The sequence below is a fragment of the Methanolobus sp. WCC4 genome (assembly GCF_038022665.1).
Classification (GTDB): Archaea; Halobacteriota; Methanosarcinia; order Methanosarcinales; family Methanosarcinaceae; genus Methanolobus.
Window position 1 is genome coordinate 2,381,798 of record NZ_CP150629.1, and the last position, 18,410, is coordinate 2,400,207.

The following is an 18,410-nucleotide window of genomic DNA, read 5'->3' on the forward strand; positions in this document are numbered from 1 at the left end:
AGATCCGCCTCAGATCAGTACTGTGAATATGATATAGGAGATCGACATCATCAGAATTGAGTGTTTGAGTCCTGAATAGATATACCCGGTGCTCATCTTTCCTGCAACCAGGCCGGAACAGAATCCCTGGATCATAGCAGCATGGAAGAATAACAATGTATACGTTTCAAGGTCGAAGTCGATCGAAAAGGATGAACCTGCAACTGCATTATCCATGGATGCAGGCATAGCAGGCAGGAAATAAGCTGCAAGTATGTAAACGATGAACAGGAACACCGCGAATGCTATGTAGATGATAAAAACATAAACGAAGATCTCAGCATTACGTTCTTTCTTGAGCTGCCTCTGGACATCGGCATCATGTGCTGCTATTGTCAGGACAGTCTTGATATCACTGGTTGCTTCATTGGCCTTGATGATGAGAGTTATCAAACGCCTTGTCATATCCGTACGGATACGGTACTCGAACTTCCTCAATGCATCATCGAGTTTCGTACCCCATGATATATCGTTCACAAGACGTGTGACTTCGGTATGAAGGACACCCACTTTCAATTGCATGCTCATGATTATAGCATCTACGAGAAGGATACCTGCCTCATTTATACTTGCCAGGTTGTTGAGAAAATCAGGTATGCTCGATTCTATCTGCTTTACACGATAACTTCTGATCTCATCAAATATGACGAATGGGGTCAGCATTATGAGAGACGATATGAAGATATGGTCATCTACAGCACTTGCATTTATAGTATTATAGTTGGTGAAATAGATAATATTCCTGAGATTTATGTAATCACCAATCGAGTGGAAAACATAGATAAGTGCCAGAGGAATGGTCACAATGAAAACATACGATGGTTTGCCTGTAAAAAGACTGATAGGATGCAATATCTGATCCATCGTCTTGACAAATCTGGCATGATATCGAATACTTCTTCTTTTATTATCTTCATCTTCGTCCCCTTCTCTTATAGGAATGGCAGAGAAATGGTCCAGCTTTTTTTCCACCACATAATAGGGAGGAACCTTGGGATTATCATTGGTCAGTGAATTAAGGAGTATCAGGAAGAAAACGGTCCCTATCGGGATTAAAATGTACACTATTAAATTAAGTATGCTGGCAGAACCCGTATTTACAAGCCCCAGAACCACAAGGATAGTAATAAGGAAAAGCGGACCAGCTACAAATGCAGAGATATATACTTCAGCAAGGACACCCAGCGTCTCAAAGAAAATCTTCTGTTCCTTGGTAGCTGTGAGACGATACTGATCATTCTTTGCTTTCAGGTATGAACTTACATCACCACCACTGGTGACAACTGATGTAAGGCCCTCAAGGAAATCCTTGAACTTCTTGGAAGGTGTCCTCTGACCGGCCTTATCGAGAGCTTCCAGAAGATCGGTGCCATAATATTCCATATCCTTTACAATAAGACCGATCTCCTCTGCAGATGAACCATATATATAGTAGTTCTCGGCCAGCGAACTCATTACATCAAGGAGATTCATGCCTCCACCACGACTCATTGCATAAAGATATGCAGTACTATGCGGCAGGGACTGATTTATGAGTGTGCTTCTTATATTCACCTGCACCTCAGGTATCGATGTGAAGATATAATATGTGAGGGATAAGGCTATGGTTGCAAATAGAACGGCTATCCCAACACTCAGGATGAAATGAAAATTGGATATGATCAACGGATGTGTGGATCCGATACCCAGCATATAAGGCTGGACCCCTTCCATCCAGAAGTATCCGATGAGCAGACCTGCGATACCGGCTATTACAGCCATCAGGGAAGATAAAAAGTATATCTGTGCGATATATTGCTCGATAAGGATGCCCATGCCTGCTTTGCGTATAAGTGACCTTTGTTTCTCATAACGGCCAATATGCTTCCTTACATAGTTTCCGAATAAAAGATGTGAAACAGAATCTATGATATCCATCCAGAGCACCTACATATTCTCATCAAGGATAGATTCCAGAGTATCATTCCCGATAGCCTCAAGAACTTTATTCGAATCTGCATCATACGCCTGTACTACAAGAGAGATACGTATATAGTCCCTGATATCATTCCTGATCAGGTAATTGATAACGCGTTCCCTTCTTCCCAGTTCTTCGAGGAGTGTGTTCTTGTCCCATCCCCTTGAGATCATGACCTTGTTAAGAGTATATGAATCACCAGTGCGGATGAACTCATCTTTTACAGGGTCCCACCTGTAAAGTTCATTTATGCGTATGTAACCGGTCTTTGTATCTATACCTGTGAACTCTACAAGACTTTTGGTCCTTCTAACCCTTTTACCTTTTACAAACGTCTGCACCTGTATGCTCAGAATATCAAGTGATTGTAGCATGACATGAGGAACATTAAGAGGAGGACTGTCAAGCCTGTTGACAACGGTCTGGACATCACCTGCATGCATGGTGGAATAGGTAGCATGGCCCGTGGATATGGCCTGGAAAAGTGTCAGCGCCTCTTCACCCCTGATCTCTCCCACCAGTATATATTCGGGCCTCTGCCTCAAAGCAGAACGCAGCAGGTCATACATGGAGACCTCACCTGCACTGCTGACATTCATTGGCTTGCGTGTGACACCAGCGATCCAGTTATCGTGGTGCAGGGTTACTTCCCTTGTATCCTCTATTGATACAACCTTGGATAAAGGTGGAATGAAAAGGGAAACTGCATTGAGCATCGAGGTCTTACCGGATGCTGTACCTCCGGCAAAGATAGCGCAATCCCCGTTCTCCATTGAAAGCCAGAAATACGCCATCATCTCGACATTACAGGTATTGTAATTTATCAGGTCTATCGGGGTTATCGGGTCACCCCTGAACTTCCTGATAGTGAAAGAGCTACCTCTGGTAGTTATTTCTTTACCAAGGGTCGCCTGCAGTCGGGAACCATCTGGAAGGGTGGCATCGACCATAGGTTCGCTCATGGAAATATGCTTTCCACTTTTCTGGCAGAGCTTGATCACAAGAGAATCAAGTTCCTTTTCACCAAAGGAGACGTTCGTCTTGATGTTACGATATCTGGAGTGGTACATAAAGACAGGTATGTCTATACCATCACAGGAGATGTCCTCTATGTTGGGGTCGAGCATCAATGAGTTTATACGATCGTGACCAAGGAAATTGCGCTTGAGATAGTAGAGTATACGGAATTGAGAAGGTACCTCAAGACTGGCATGGTACCTGTTGAAAAGTATCAGTGCATTTTCCATTAATGCTGTTTCTTTGTCTTTACCTGAACCAACCCCGCCAAGACTGAGGATGTCCTGAAGATCATCATAGACCCTCTCAAGGATATCCTTCTCATACAGTGTCAGCATTGGTTCAACGACATGATATTGATAGATATTATTTCTCTCGATAATGGAAATGAAAGAATAAGGTTCATTCACCCAGTACCTTTCCACTTCAGTGAAGCCATCAGGTATCTCGAACTCTATGAGTGAGCCATGTAACTCCAGATCATATACAGGAAGCTCTGTGCGTGGATGCAGGATGTAGTGGATACCAGCCTTTACACTACCGATAAAAGAAGATAATCTGGAAGGTTCTTTCTCATCCATCCCGGATATATCATCAGGGATCGCTTCATCTACGATCAGCATGTCTGGTTCCGAATCCTTCATCGACTAATATATAATCTTATGTATATAAAAAGTCTTTGACCTTTTAATTATATACTAACAAACTGACGTATCCAATACAAAAAAGATAACTAAGACCAAATAAAAGGAAGGAATTAAAAAATAGAACTACAGATGACACCGGCGGAGTCATCCAATTTCAGGAAATGTACCAAAGTTCTCTTCGTACCTTGATATCATTTTATCCCATGTGGGAAGGTCGGTCTGGCAACCGATGCTCTGAACAGCAAAAGAAGCGACCGTGGAACCTATCCTGCCACATGTTTCCAGAGGATAACCGCGTGTGTATGCAAGCAGGAAACCCGCTCGGTAGGCATCCCCGGCACCGGTAGGATCAAGGGCCTTTACAGGAACGACAGGTATCATGAACTCATTTCCGCTGTTGTGGATCTTACTGCCATCTGCATCATAGGTAACGACAACTGTCTCGATCATGCCAAGAATATCATCAAGTGACTTTCCTGTCATATCACAGACACGCTGGATCTCATGCTTATTGGTGAAAAGGATATCCGTGTTCTCAAGGATGCTCTCAAGGTTCTCCTTTGAGTAAGTAACAAGATCCTGTCCCGGATCAAAGGAAACAAAACCTGCTTTCTTAGCAATCCTTGCGTTGTATGTTGAATCAGAGGTTGCAAGATGTACGAAGTCAACTGCCGGTGGTTCCAGTTCCTTGAGCTTTGCAGATGCACCCCAGTGGAAATATGTGCTCTGGTGGTGGTCCCTGTCTGTGAAAACAAATGCCCTTGTACTCTTCTCCTCAGGGAACCTGTATAACAGGGAAAGATCGACACTGTGCTTCTCAAGTTCTTCTTCATAGCCCGATGATGCAAAGTCACCGCCAACTGCGGATATCAACTGTGCATTACCACCGAGTATGGCAATCGCAACGGCGATATTGGCAGCTCCGCCACCATAATACTGATGATAGTCGATTATAGGATGGGATTCGTTGTGGACCGCGATATTCTCAACATCGAAAAGAAGGTCTATGGCAGCGTGGCCTACAACAGTGATGGTCCTGTCCATGTCGATACTTCCTTACTCCGTCCTTACTCGAATTCATCGACATCAACAACAGCCAGAGGGACATCCCTCAATGCTCTGCCGATAACGGATTTAGCTATCCTTGATGCATGCTCTGCACTTTCTGCGTCAAAGACCTTCATCTCAAGTACAAGTCCGACAATTGCAGTGTTCGCAGCGATGAACACACTGCTTATAGGTTCCTCACATGCGGGACAGAATGTAGTTCCTATATCTACCTCAACATAGTCAAGTTTAGGATTGAGGCGTTTTCCTGCCTCAGAAATAGCGACACCTATGGCATCGTCTGCTGATTTTACATCTCTTACCAACCAGGCGGCTTCAAGTACAACGTGATAATTTGACATTAGATCTCTCCGATATATACTTCATTTCTTCTTCAATTTTAAATAACTAGGACATTAAGTAGTGTATTGATCAGGTATTACTTTAACTGACCTATATGGTGAACAACACATCGTCGTCAACATCGAACAGGCCAAGCCTTGCTCCTGCATCAAGCCACGCATGCCCATAACTAAAACAGACAAGTGCATTCACAGGGTCATTCGTTTCAACGAAGTGTAACCCGTCATTATAGTATGAACTTGCCATGTTGCGATAGTCACCGGCGACTGTATACATGTGTGATTGCGGAATAGGTGCGATCTCAGCCTTTTCAAGGGCTTCCCTTAATAGACGCTCATATCTCTTAACTTTTTCATTCAGGTCAGCAGCCATAGTAACCACACATGCCTCAACAGTGTTCATGCTTAATTATCTGTTCGCTCCGAACAACTTTTTGAACAATTTTCCGCCACCTTCTTTCTCATCATCATTTCGGGGTGCCCTTGAAGGCTTTCTCTTAGGCGGAGGGGTGAATTCCTTTTCCTGTCCGGGCACTTCCATGACAGGTACATCCATCATTGCCCCGGGTTCCCAGGTATCTGCAGGTGCAGCCACAGGTGCGCTTACAGGCGGAACTTCCCTTCGTACCGGAGCACGAGCGGGTGTCGGAGTTTCCGGTTCTTCATAGGTAACCTCAGGTGGTGGTGGAGGTGTAACGGTCCTTGCAGCCTTGAGAACATTCACGGACTCACCACCGTGTTTGGATTTCCTTATCCTGATGTCCACAAGTACAGGGCGCTCGATCTCATTGCTCACAAGCATTGCAACACCGGGCGGCAGGCGCATGAGCTCCTCCTCAACGTAGGATGTAACACCTTCAAGACCCTTACTGATAGCTTTGAGGTCGTTAGGGTTTGTGACCTTCATAATGACCTGGGTACCACATTGCGAGAGTACGTTCTTATCGACCCTGGCAGGTCTCTGGGAGATCACCATCATACCAAGACCGAACTTCCTGCCCTCGGATGCGATCGTCCTGAGAATATCAGTACTTGTGGTCTTGCTGAATCCCTTTTCAGGAGCATAGTTGTGAGCCTCCTCCACTACCAGCATTCCCGGCGGGATCGTATTGAGCTTACGTGACTCGAAAAGACTTGAACAAAGGCTTGCAACGATCATGCTCTGCAATTCCGGTGCCACACCCTTGAAATCAATTACTGATGCCTTTCCTTTCTGGAATAGTTCCTCTATCGAGGTAGGATTAGGTGAAAGTATGTTGGTATCCCTTATCTGCTCAAGGGAATTGATAACGATCCATTTTGCCTTGCTCTTATCGTTACCAACCTCGAATATTATGTCATCGATGGTGTAGGTCTCCATCTCTGCACGGACTTTCTGTATGGCCTCGTACAGTATACCGGTATGTGTGGTCGAGAAATTATCCGGGAAGATGGATATCAGGTCATTGACGGTCAGATTCATCCCATTCAATCTGAAAAGCTCATCAGCATCAGGATTCAATGCCTTGCTGGCAGGAGTATATACCGTTATGTTCGAACCATATCCTTTGGGTTTGACACCAAAACGGGCGAAATCCTCTTCACTTCCCTCACCTTCCACCTTCAGGGAAGAGTACTCGCTGTGAGGATCCAGGATAAGAAGCGGAATATTGTGATCAAGCAGTTCTTCAAGCAATACAGATGCAGTATATGACTTACCACTACCGGTCTTTGCCAGTATGCTGCAGTGTTTCTGCACGAGACTGTTCACACTAAGCTGGACCTTGATATTTGTGCCTTCCAGCAGACCGATGCTCATCTCATTACCCGTAAGTCCAAGAACGGACCTTGTAAGACCCTCGTCCGCTGCGAAGATCGGACTTCCCGGACTGAAAGGTATCACAGGTGCCCTGAGCATACCTAACTCATCCCTTGAACCGATTATCATAACCTCTGCAACGATCTTATCATCGCTCTTATCGGTACGCTGGCCTTTCATAGCCTCTTCTATGGAAAATGAGTCACTGTATCTTTTTATCGCCATTACCTGTCCAAGTACCCAGGTATGGTCCTTCTCATCCGAGGAAGCATCATGCCATACTTTGACGTATGCCCCCCTATACACTTTAGAACTGTCGAGAACCATCACTTTGAACTCAAAGGTTCCGGTCTCTCCGAAAATTACGCCTACTGAACCTCTTACCATTTTTCATCCCTCAAATTCATGGTCTTCAGTATTATGTTTATTATGTATTATTATATCTTCCCTCAGTCATCAAGTCCCTCAAGTATCTCCTGGGGAGCACCTGCGAGCCTTACAAGAGCCTCTGCCTCGATGAAGTGTAGTGATGCAGGGACCACCAGTATGTGCAGAGGTTCACCGAAGTCCTCATCTTTGAGAACATGTGCGTAACCTGCCTTTACAACAGGCTCATCGGAACCTGCTCTGGCAATACCCACAGCAACGGCATTCTCCATGATGCCTTCGCCTCTTTTGTCCTCGACCTTGAGAAGAAGTTCAAGTGCCTGGTTCACGGTCATGTAGCCTTTGTCCTTATCGATATCCAGGAAAACAAGGGTATGCATATTGTGTTCCTTGTTGAGCTTGATGGTATCATACGGGGTTTCAGATACAACGGTGATACCACGACTGCTGGTGAAGGGATGTGGTATTGTGGAAGACTTCCCGAACCTGTAGTTCTGCAATCCCGAGAGTCCGCAGATAGCTGAAGCTATGGAAGCCCCGTGTATGAGTTTAGTATCTATGCCAAGGTCCTTTGCACGAAGACGGAGATCCACATGTGTCGTGGATACCATGGTGTCCCCGCCTGTCAGGAAAGCCACATCCCTGTCCTTTGCTTCTGCAAGCCAGTCCGGGGATATTTCAACATCTTCCCTGGAAAGCACATTGACCTTCTTACCGTACAGTTCTTCGAGTCTTTCTATTGTACTACCCATCAGACGTGATGTGTAGAATTCCGCAAATACCATATCAGCATTTTTTATAGCTTCGAGTCCTTTTAGGGAGATATCTTTCTCGTCAAAAAGGCCCAGTCCTATGAAAGTGAGCATGATCTGCTCTATGTCCTTATGGGTTAAATGCTTTGAGAATGCTAGCAGTGTGGTAATATATACAACGTGTGTGAACGGGGTAGACTCGCAATGTTTTTATAGAACCACATACAGTTAGTTTCACTCATAAGTATCATCTATACTATGCAGAATTACTTACTACAATTCATTATAATTACACGATTGGAGGTCTGAAGTCATGGCAGGATATGGAAATCAACCAGTAATCATCGTAGATCCAAGTAAAGAGCGCACTACAGGAAAGGATGCATTATCAATGAACATCGCTTCTGCACAGGCAGTTGCAGGTATTGTGAAGACGACACTTGGTCCAAAAGGTATGGACAAGATGATGGTAAACATCATGGGTGACATAACTCTCACCAACGATGGTGCAACCATCCTTGAAGAGATGGAGATCGAACACCCTACCGCAAGGATGATCGTCGAGGTGGCAAAGACACAGGAAAAGGTAGCAGGAGACGGTACTACCAGCGCTGTTGTTCTGGCAGGTGCTTTGCTTGAAAAAGCACAGAAACTTATCGAGACAGGTGTACACCCAACTGTTCTTGTCAAAGGATACACTATGGCTACAGAGAAAGCCCTTAGTGTTCTCGACGACTATGCCATAACAGTAGAGAAGACAGACAGGGAAATGCTTGAGAAGATAGCAAACACCTCCATCACAGGAAAGGCATCTGAGATGGCAGGCGACCACCTTTCAGGTATCTGTGTGGACGCGATCTACGCTATCGAAAATGATGGACAGGTAGATGTTGACAAGGATATCGTAATGGAAAAGGAGATCGGCGGGACCGTTCACGACACCGAACTTATCAACGGTATTTCCATCAGGAAGGAAGCACTTCACAATGAGATGCCACGCCGCATAGAGAATGCAAAGATCGCTCTTATCGATACTGAACTCGTGTTCGCGAAGACAAACACTAACTCCAAGCTCCAGGTTGACAGTGCTGAACAGTTGTTCGACTTCAAGGAACAGGAAAAGGCAAACTTCAGAAAGACCATCCAGAAGATAATCGACACCGGAGCAAATGTGGTATTCTGCTCCAAGAAGATGGATGACTATGCGCTTCACTTCTTCAAGGAAGCTAACGTGTACGCTACAAGGCGTGTAAAGGATGAGGATATGGAAGTACTCTCATACTCCACCGGTGCGGCACTTGTAAGGAACGTCAATGAGCTCACAGCTGATGATCTTGGATATGCAGAACTTGTTGAGCAGGAAGATGAGCATGAAGAGAAGACCTACATCAAGGGCTTCAAGGAAGCAAGGACAATGACCATCCTCATCAAGGGCGGTTCAGAACATGTTACTGACAGCGTTGAGCGTGTTTTCGATGATGCACTCCATGTTGTAAAGTCCGTTTACGAGGACGGAAAGATCGTACCTGGCGGCGGTGCATCAGAGATCGAGGTCTCAATGGCACTCAGAAAGTACGCTGCATCTGTCGAGGGACGTGAACAGCTTTCTATAATCGCTTTCGCCGATGCTATAGAAGAGCTTCCAAGGGCTATTGCAAGCAACTGTGGTTTCGATACCATTGACACGATCATCAGCCTGCGTGCAAAGCACGGAACTGTAAAGAATGCAGGACTTGATGTCGAGTCAGGTGATGTTGTCGATATGCTGGACAAGGGAATTGTAGACCCACTCAGGGTCAAGACACAGGCGATCAAGTCAGCAGCAGAAGCTGCACTTGTAGTTCTTCGTGTTGATGATATGCTCCGTGCAAGGCGACAGGCTATGATGGATGTCAAACCTGAGCACAACGTCCATAACTACGACGCTACAGGTATGCTGTAAAGAGGTTTAGTACCTCTTTTTCTTTTCTTTATTATTACTATCATTATCTTTTCCTGATACATTTTTATCATTTTTTGTAGCAGTAGCTGTATTCTCCGAAAAGCAATTTGATATTTGTTTAACTACCTACAACATACTAGCAAACAAAATACAATGAATAATCATGATAGATTTGCAAAATACTTATATAGCATTAATTCCTAGTATGTCATGATAAATCATGACAGAACAATACTACAATAACAACATCGACCTTAGTAAGTTCGCAGGAATGCTCACAGCATTTGCAGCAGCAATGATGGCATACTATTCCTTCATGGCATGATCTGTTATCTGCCATGAAGAATTTCTAATTATTCTTTCCTCCAATCCTTCTTTTCATGTTATTTATCTGGCCACCCGCAGGTTCATCTTTCTACATGGCAGTAAAGAGAACAGACTGATCCGGAAAAACAACAGAGCATTTATGGCCACTTGAGATACGTTCAAGCTCATTTTCAAAATAAAGGATAAAATCAGTTGGAAATGATTAATCATGACAGATTTACAAACATTTATATACCTTTAATTCCTAGTACATCATGATAAATCATGACAGAACAATACTACAACAACAACATCGACCTTAGCAAGTTTGCCGGAATGCTCACAGCATTTGCAGCAGCAATGATGGTATACTATTCCTTAATGGCATGATCTGTTATCTGCCATGATAACATTGTTATAATCATTTCCTCCAACCCTCTTTTTGCATTCACTTTTCCGGACAGCAGCGAAGCTGTTCATTCTGAAGGATACGTTTCAAATATAGAACATAATTAATAGAAATGATTAATCATGATAAATACACGCAACTCTTATATACTATCAATCCCTAGTACATCATGATAAATCATGACAGAACAATACTACAACAACAACATCGACCTTAGTAAGTTTGCCGGAATGCTCACAGCTTTTGCAACTGTAATGCTGGTATACTACTCCTTCATGGCATGATCGTTGTCTGCCATGAGATAATTCCAGCCATTATTTTCCTCCAATCTTTTCTGTACTTTTTCAGGCCTTATCCTGTAAATCCTGACTATTCCAGAGTCTACTGATCAGAGTTCATCATCTGAAAGACCATAGAAATTCCTGTAGTCCTCAATAGCCTTTCTGGCCTGCTTCGGATACCTCTCAAGCATGCATTTCAGGAACTCATCCCTTGAAGTGAACTCCTTCATCCTTTTGATGATCCTTGTTGCATACTCTTTCGAAAGGGCATTGCCCTTCTGTATCTCGAATGTCAGGCAGAGAGCATCCTGCGGGAAATACTTCCTGCGAACGTATGGAGCTACAGATCCCAGAAGCACATCATGGTCAAGCCTGCTGAATGCCGGTACGCCAATACGCTGCAACCTTTCAGCACCTGTGAGTTTCTCAAGATTCTCAGCAGAATAGGAATGGATCTCGATATAAACATCCGGCCTGAGCTCTTCCACAGCCTCTATGATAACTGTGCCGATCTCAGTGAAATAACTGTCATCAAGTGTAGAGATATAGTTACCTTTGCTCACAAGAGGAATAACTGCAAGTGTTCCTTTCTCTGGAGCATCTATATTCTCAAGTATATCCGTGGTATCCTTCCATTCCTCACCATGCAGACCTGCCACGAACAACCTGACAGGTTCGCCTTCTCCAAGTATCCTGTATGACATGCCCCTCCGAAGCCACTGTTAAATGCTCTTATCTTTATAGTTCACTTATCCTTACCAAGGTCTGCAGTCTTCTGTGCTATGATATAGATCTCCTGCCTGTCCGAATCCAGAACATCAATTATCTTTACACCCATGGACTCGACCTTAGCAAGTATGGGTTTACTGTTCTTCTCCTTTCCCATCTTGATGACCTGAAGCAGTTTTCCCTGATCCTTCAACAACGGAAGCACCCTCTCAAGGGCTGCCAGCGAGTCCATTGGTTCAAGGGTCATGTCGCTAAGGATGACATCCACCGGCTCCGGTGCCATCTCCTCAAGAGGTATCTGGAACACATCCCCGAACATCACAGATACATTATCCTTTTCCTGAACCACTTTCCCAAGCTCTTCATCAAAATCCCTGCTGAACTCTACACCCTTCACAGACGATGCTACCTCGGATGCCATCATCAGAAAACCCCCCGCACTGGAACCCAGATCGAGTACTCGGTCACCCGGAGATATCACACCTGTCGCATCCTGTATCCTCTTGAGTTTGAAGTATCCCCTGGGCATATCAAGCCCTTCATCCACATCGACCTCAGCTTCAGAACTGATATCCTTTGAGGGCTTTTTGACAACATTGCCATCGACCCTGACACTTCCGTTGAGTATGGCTGTCTTGGCCCTTCCCCGTGACTTGAAATATTCCATTTCCACAAGGTATGCATCCAGTCTCATGATTCAGATAATACGGAACTGTACTATTTATAATGTCAACATATGGAATCTGTAGAATGTTCCATTTGAATGACTCATGTAATTATGCGTATCTCTAATGATTATGGGAAACATTGTGACTTTTCAATTACCGATATGTAGAAAAAGAGTGAAAACAACAGATATTCTTATGCATCTTTTCGGATTGTGCCGGCTTCGCCGGACCCTCCGGGGTGATTTTAGTTATTCACAACTTCCTATTGGTCAAACACATTGTCACCTTGTTCTTGTGTTTCTGATAGCTCAACATAAAATCATTGATAAACAAAGAACGATGTGACCATCCGCCGTAGGCGGCGCATTCCTTTGCTGCCATCCTGAAGACTATTGAAATAATGCATTTATTGAAAATTGCTGAGTTCAAAGTTGCAAGTAACAGGTTTTCTACAGAGAAAAAATATGGAGAACATCGGGTTTCTACCCCCTGCAATACAACATCGTAACGACAAAAACAGGTTTATACAATGCTCACCGATGCTTCCCTCACAATGGTGATCATTTGTTAAAGGCAGTTATATTCGATATGGATGGTGTGCTCGTTGATTCGATGTCATATCATGCGGAGGCGGTCCAGCACATCTTCGATGAGATAGGCGTTGAGATGGACAAACAGGACATCTTCGAGAGAGAAGGTGAGAGGACCGTGGATATCGTTGAGTTCCTGCTTGAGAAAGGAACAGGTGATGCATCGAAGTACGACATACCGGACATAGTCGAGAGATACATTGCCGAGTTCAATAGAATAGTGGAGCTAAAGGTATTCCATGGGATGCAGGAATGTCTCTCTGGCCTTAAGGACAGGTTCGACCTTGCGGTGGTATCAGGTTCTGACAGACCCATAGTTCTGGATATTGTGGAGGCGAAGTACCCGGGCATATTCAAAGAACTGGTCACTGCCGATGATGTGCAGCGCGGGAAACCCGAGCCTGACCCTTATCTGAAGGCTGTTGAGATGCTAGGCATATCGAGCCACGAGGCCATAGTGGTAGAAAACGCACCCATGGGCGTGGAGGCTGCTAAAAAGGCAGGGCTGTGCTGTGTTGCAGTTCCCACATACCTGGATGCGAAAAAGTTCCATCAGGCAGATATGGTCTTTGAGGACCACACACGCCTTGTAGAGTTCCTTAACGGACTGGACCCCTCTTATGACTGTTACCGTTAATGATTATAGTCACACTTATTGGTACTGATAATTTAGATATATGATCTGATATCTGCCAGTCAACCTGTACTCAAACAAAATAGTTATAATAATCCGGGTAGATTGAAATTTGTTTTATTTTATCTTTTTTCATCTGGCATTTTACAGGATCTTTTAAACTTGTATTGTTGATACAACGTTACTCTACATCAATTGCTTTTTTTACAAGAGATATCCTGCACGCTGACGAGTGTATAAATGTAACATATACACAATATAGTAATATTTATATAATAGTACTAGGAATAGAATTACCTATGTATTTAAAAAATACAAAGATTCAGGTTTACAGTTATTAAAAATAGGATGGATTATAGGGGATATAAGATGAGTGAGGAAATAAATTTCAGTGTTTTTGATCCCTCGATACGTTTTGAACATCGGGAATTCTATGAGGAGATCGTCACTGAACTGAATGTTCTTGTTCCGGTATGTTTTTATGGAGAAGCCATAGCTGTCGCGGTCAGTGAAAATTCGGTAGAACGTGATCAGATCACCGAATTAATGAAAAATGTGGAAAGATTCTCAAGACAATTGTTGCAGATCACAAAGAAACTATTTGACCAATATTACGTCGCCAAGGAAGAACAACATGAATCTATCCTTCATACTACTGCCTACAATAAGATCAACACTCTGGACAGAAATCTTCTTGAACGGACTTGCGATGTGAGATGGTGGGCGCTGGAAACAGCATTTGGAGACTGTATTTCTTTTTACGAGAGGACAAAACGAAGATCAGCATCTGTTCTAAGAATTCTGGAGAAAGACCAGGGTCGATCCCAGACCCGGGAAGTGGAGATATCTGAAGAAAGAGATGATCTTCTTTCAAAGACAATATCAAATACGTCTTATCAGATAGCTGATGACCTTAAGGACTTCTCAGGATTATTGAAAGATGGGGCATTAAAGGACTTTATCGGAAGATTCAAGCATCTTTGCCAGGACTTTAAGGGCATGGATGATGACCAAAAGGTTCTGGATGGCTTTCTGCAGGACCTTGTGGACCTGGAATCCAGGATATCTTTTGCCTGCTACAGGCTGGAAGACATTAAGAGTTCCTACACACTTTACAGAGATCTGGTAATTACTGATCCTGAAGGATATATCCTCGCAAATTCAGACAGCCTGCGGAGATCGGAAGTTTTAGGCCTGAGAGTGAACGATGAAGATTGGTTCATCAGGGCTTTAAGAACCCAGAATGGAACAGAATATATTGCTCAGGATATCTGTCCATCCAGAATAGAAGAGCAGCTATCTCTGGTATATTCGACCGCCGTCCGTGAAAATAGTGATGAGAATGGCAATGTGATCGGGGCCATGGGCATCTTTTTTGATTTTCAGGGAGAGGCCAGGATAATCCTGGATGAATATATGCCTTTGACACAGACAGGGACCATACAGGATGGATGTTATTCGATGTTTACCAGTAACGATGCAAAAATCATTGCATCGACAGATGAAGATATACTTGAGGTCGGTAAAAAAGCGCATGTTCCAAGAAATAACCGCTCCTTAAATGACGGCGAACAGATCAATACCTATATGGCTTTTGAAGGAGTGGATTCTGCCATCTTTTCTTCCAGAACGGACGGTTATCTGGACTATCGCGGGCTTGGGTGGAGTTCCCATATCATTCTTCCAAAATCACATATCTTTGCGAACACGGTTCAGGCTGATGGATACAACATCGGATCAAATGAATTGATGAATTCCAACATCAATCCGGATATCAACAAACAGACCTACGCAAAAATACAGAATGACAAAAATGAAATTCAACTTATATCGCTCAACGGGACCATATACGCCTCTAAAATGGGAGAACGCGGTGATCAGCTGGGACCTATTTTCAATCAGATCACCCGATCCAGTAATTTCATTACGTCTAAAATGGAAGAATTGTTACAGGAGATGGCAGCCGTTGAACTGCAGCTGAATTTAAAGACACTGGAAAACTTTGCTAAACAGGCGATCGATCTTATAGACAGGAATCTCTTTGAAAGATCGGCTGATGTTCGCTGGTGGTCAACTGATGAATATTTCTGGAAAGCACTTTCAGATCCATCTGAAAAGGAATTCATGAGAGCCAGTGACAGGCTAAAAGTGATCAACGGCAGTTATACCATGTACAGGAACCTGGTTCTAACAGATTCGGAAGGAATTATAAGGGCATGTTCAAATACGGAGTTGATGAGTGAACTTGGCGGACTTGATGTATCTGATAATATCTGGTTCCAGGAGGGAGCCCGTACTTCACGATCAAGTCAATATGCCGTTCAGGACGTCATGGGTTCTTCTCTGGAAAAAGATAAGGAAAGGTCTCTTATCTATGCCGGCGGTGTTCGCAGAAATGGCAAAAGGGACGGTGAAGCCATTGGTGTACTGGGCATCCTGTTCGATTGGGACACTGAAGCGAGAACGATACTGGAAACATGTCTTCCCAAAGACAGAGATGGAGAGGTTATCCCCGGCAGTGTTGCTGTGTATGTTAACAGGGATCTCGAAGTGATCGAGACAACAGGAGGAGAGGAACTTTCTATAGGTTCTGTTCTTTCCCTTCCTGATGAGGTCTCTGTCCTGCAGCCAGGAGAGAAGATATCCGGCCTGTTCGAGTTCAATGATCAAAAATATGTCTACGGTGCATGCAGGACAAAGGGATACCGGGAATATCCGGGATTGAACTGGATCGCCTGCGTCCTCCGACCTATCTCTACGAACACCTGAAGATAAGAAATAAGAGCAGTAGGGCAGACTTTGAAATGACTCTTCTCAAATTGCCCTGCTCAGGCTTGATCACCAAGCAAGAAAAAAGAAAGGGAATCTAACCTGATGATCAAAAGCCACTGTACCTCTTGAATATCCCTATGATCATACCTTTGCGGAATTACCAAAATCGTAATTACATTTTATTCCGCTCTCATCGGAACACAAATTGCATGAAACACATTTTGCGACCTCTGTCTCGCCTTTCCTTATCTTTGCCACAAGATCAGGTTCACAGATGAGAGGGCGGCACAGGGACACCATATCGGCATATCCTTCATCGACCATCTGTTCCATTACAGCTCTCGATCGTAGACCACCCACTACCATCACAGGTACGTCCACTGCTTCCTTTATCATTTTAGAATAATCCCTGTAATATGCCTCTGAATCAGCATCATTGATCTTTGTCCTGAACATCTGCTGTCCTGCCTCGACGATACCGCCGCTGACCTCTATGGCACATACACCATTTGCAGCAAGGATCTTTGCTATCTCTACACATTCAGGAGCATCAAGAGTGTTCTTCGTTCCTTCCGGGAAACCATCGGTAGCATTGAGCTTGACAAGTATCGGGAACTCATCGCCGATCATCTCATGTATCCTGTCAAGGATGTCAAGGATTATCTGTGTCCTTTTCTCTGTGGAACCACCCCATCTGTCCCTACGCCTGTTGGTATATGGGGAGATGAAATTGCTGAGCAGGAAACCGTGAGCTACGTGAAGCTGTACACCATCAAAACCTGCTTCCTTTGCTCTCCTTGCAGCATTGGCAAAATCCTCTATGGTCTGAAGCACTTCCTCCTCTGTCATCTCCTCAGGAGTTACACCGTTCCTCTTGTTGGTCACAGCGGAAGGTGCAAGGATAACAGGATTCTCAGCGGTCATCATTGTCTGCCTGCCGCCGTGAACGATCTGCACTACGATCTTACTTCCATGTTCATGGACCCTTGAGACTATCTTCCTGTAAGGCTCGATGAACCTGTCATCATAGATTCCCTGCTGGAGATCGTCACTTTTCCCATTGGGATTGACGTACGCATATCCGGTGATGATAAGCCCTACCTCACCACGTGCAAGCTCTTCGTACATATCACCGATCCTGTCGGTTGGCGTGCCATCGGGCTCTGCCATCCACTCATGGGTCGCAGAACGTACAAAACGATTTGGGACTTCCATATTTCCCAGCATAATAGGTTCGAACAACATGCAGGAGTATTGAGAGCAGGAACTTATATGCTTTTTCTTAGCTCATGATCGCTGATACTGCATTTCTTCAAGCTCTTCCTTAAGAGCTTCATTGTTTATCCTGTAGACCAGCATTGAAACAAAGAGTAATACAAAGGCCAGCATGTTCACCATGAGAGTAAGTTGAAGTGATGTACCGTCAAGTCCCCCACCGCTGCTCCCGTATGAAGAGCCACCGAACATAAGCGGGTGGGCTGAGCGCCACAACCTGATAGACAAGAAACTGAGCGGGACCGAGAGAAAACCAATGATACCAAAGACAGCCGCAAGACGTGCTCTCTTCTCAGGTTCCTCTAAAGCCTGACGCAGCATCAGGTAGGCAAGATAAACGAGGAAGAGTGCAAGTGAGGTTGTAAGTCTGGGTTCCCATATCCAGTACCATCCCCATGTTGCTTTGGCCCATATGGAACCTGTGACAAGTACAAGGAATGCGAATACCACACCGACCTCGGCGGCAGAATGAGCAACGATGTCCCATTTACTGCTATTTCCCTTAAGCTGCATGATGCTTGCAATAAAAACAACGGTGAACGCCACGTATGAGACAATTGCGATCGGCAGATGGAAATAGAATATCTTAAAACTGCTGTCAAGTATCTCACCGGCATTGCCTTTCATCTGGGGTACATAGAAAAAGACCATCCAGATAGCAATTAGCATAGCAGGGAGCGTTATGGCTGCGAGTATTCTTTCTTTTTTCCTGTCGATGAGCATACTTGTTCCTCTGCTAATTGAGATTCCTTGTTTAAATGCTTTTCATACGCTTTAAACGATTGTTTTAGGGAGGTG

Annotated in this window: 14 protein-coding genes; 3 read left to right on the plus strand and 11 right to left on the minus strand. The window is 44.3% G+C overall.

Features of this window, described 5'->3' with window-relative positions:
- Positions 1–9: 9 nt before the first annotated feature.
- The 7 genes from V7O63_RS11225 to dph5 all read right to left on the minus strand — a co-directional run bounded on the left by V7O63_RS11225 (position 10) and on the right by dph5 (position 8,120).
- Positions 10–1,956 carry a type II secretion system F family protein gene (locus tag V7O63_RS11225; protein ID WP_340818644.1) on the minus strand — a complete coding sequence of 649 codons (1,947 nt, stop codon included), beginning with the start codon at positions 1,954–1,956 and terminating at the stop codon, positions 10–12.
- A 9-nt stretch (positions 1,957–1,965) separates the two neighbouring features.
- Positions 1,966–3,657 carry a type II/IV secretion system ATPase subunit gene (locus tag V7O63_RS11230; RefSeq protein WP_340818645.1) on the minus strand — a complete coding sequence of 564 codons (1,692 nt, stop codon included), beginning with the start codon at positions 3,655–3,657 and terminating at the stop codon, positions 1,966–1,968.
- 147 nt (positions 3,658–3,804) lie between these two features.
- Positions 3,805–4,704, minus strand: a complete 900-nt coding sequence (locus tag V7O63_RS11235) for a carbohydrate kinase family protein (protein WP_340818646.1) — start codon at positions 4,702–4,704, stop codon at positions 3,805–3,807.
- A gap of 23 nt (positions 4,705–4,727) precedes the next feature.
- Positions 4,728–5,069 (minus strand): DUF555 domain-containing protein, encoded by a 342-nt coding sequence (locus tag V7O63_RS11240; RefSeq protein ID WP_340818647.1) that lies wholly within the window; start codon positions 5,067–5,069, stop codon positions 4,728–4,730.
- A gap of 91 nt (positions 5,070–5,160) precedes the next feature.
- Positions 5,161–5,442 carry a DUF357 domain-containing protein gene (locus V7O63_RS11245; protein WP_340820838.1) on the minus strand — a complete coding sequence of 94 codons (282 nt, stop codon included), beginning with the start codon at positions 5,440–5,442 and terminating at the stop codon, positions 5,161–5,163.
- Between the two features lie 36 nt (positions 5,443–5,478).
- Entirely contained in the window at positions 5,479–7,254 is a 1,776-nt protein-coding gene (locus V7O63_RS11250; RefSeq protein WP_340818648.1) for an ATP-binding protein, read from the minus strand.
- Between the two features lie 62 nt (positions 7,255–7,316).
- A complete protein-coding gene (gene dph5 / locus V7O63_RS11255; protein ID WP_340818649.1) occupies positions 7,317–8,120 on the minus strand; it encodes a diphthine synthase in 804 nt (267 codons plus the stop codon).
- A 199-nt stretch (positions 8,121–8,319) separates the two neighbouring features.
- Between dph5 and thsA the strand changes: the two genes are divergently transcribed.
- Positions 8,320–9,948 carry a thermosome subunit alpha gene (thsA, locus tag V7O63_RS11260; RefSeq protein ID WP_340818650.1) on the plus strand — a complete coding sequence of 543 codons (1,629 nt, stop codon included), beginning with the start codon at positions 8,320–8,322 and terminating at the stop codon, positions 9,946–9,948.
- Positions 9,949–11,051: 1,103 nt separating this feature from the next.
- On the opposite strand, the gene V7O63_RS11265 is transcribed toward thsA, so the two are convergent.
- Positions 11,052–11,648, minus strand: coding sequence for a DUF2119 domain-containing protein (locus V7O63_RS11265; RefSeq protein WP_340818651.1), 597 nt, complete (start codon positions 11,646–11,648; stop codon positions 11,052–11,054).
- A 41-nt stretch (positions 11,649–11,689) separates the two neighbouring features.
- Positions 11,690–12,367, minus strand: coding sequence for an SAM-dependent methyltransferase (locus tag V7O63_RS11270; RefSeq protein WP_340818652.1), 678 nt, complete (start codon positions 12,365–12,367; stop codon positions 11,690–11,692).
- Between the two features lie 538 nt (positions 12,368–12,905).
- On the opposite strand from V7O63_RS11270, the gene V7O63_RS11275 reads away from it, so the two are divergent.
- Positions 12,906–13,568 (plus strand): HAD family phosphatase, encoded by a 663-nt coding sequence (locus V7O63_RS11275; protein ID WP_340818653.1) that lies wholly within the window; start codon positions 12,906–12,908, stop codon positions 13,566–13,568.
- A 366-nt stretch (positions 13,569–13,934) separates the two neighbouring features.
- Positions 13,935–16,334 carry a hypothetical protein gene (locus V7O63_RS11280; protein ID WP_340818654.1) on the plus strand — a complete coding sequence of 800 codons (2,400 nt, stop codon included), beginning with the start codon at positions 13,935–13,937 and terminating at the stop codon, positions 16,332–16,334.
- Positions 16,335–16,478: 144 nt separating this feature from the next.
- On the opposite strand, the gene V7O63_RS11285 is transcribed toward V7O63_RS11280, so the two are convergent.
- Entirely contained in the window at positions 16,479–17,582 is a 1,104-nt protein-coding gene (locus tag V7O63_RS11285) for an NADH:flavin oxidoreductase (RefSeq protein ID WP_340818655.1), read from the minus strand.
- A gap of 42 nt (positions 17,583–17,624) precedes the next feature.
- Positions 17,625–18,335 carry a cytochrome c biogenesis protein gene (locus V7O63_RS11290; protein ID WP_340818656.1) on the minus strand — a complete coding sequence of 237 codons (711 nt, stop codon included), beginning with the start codon at positions 18,333–18,335 and terminating at the stop codon, positions 17,625–17,627.
- Positions 18,336–18,410 lie beyond the last annotated feature (75 nt).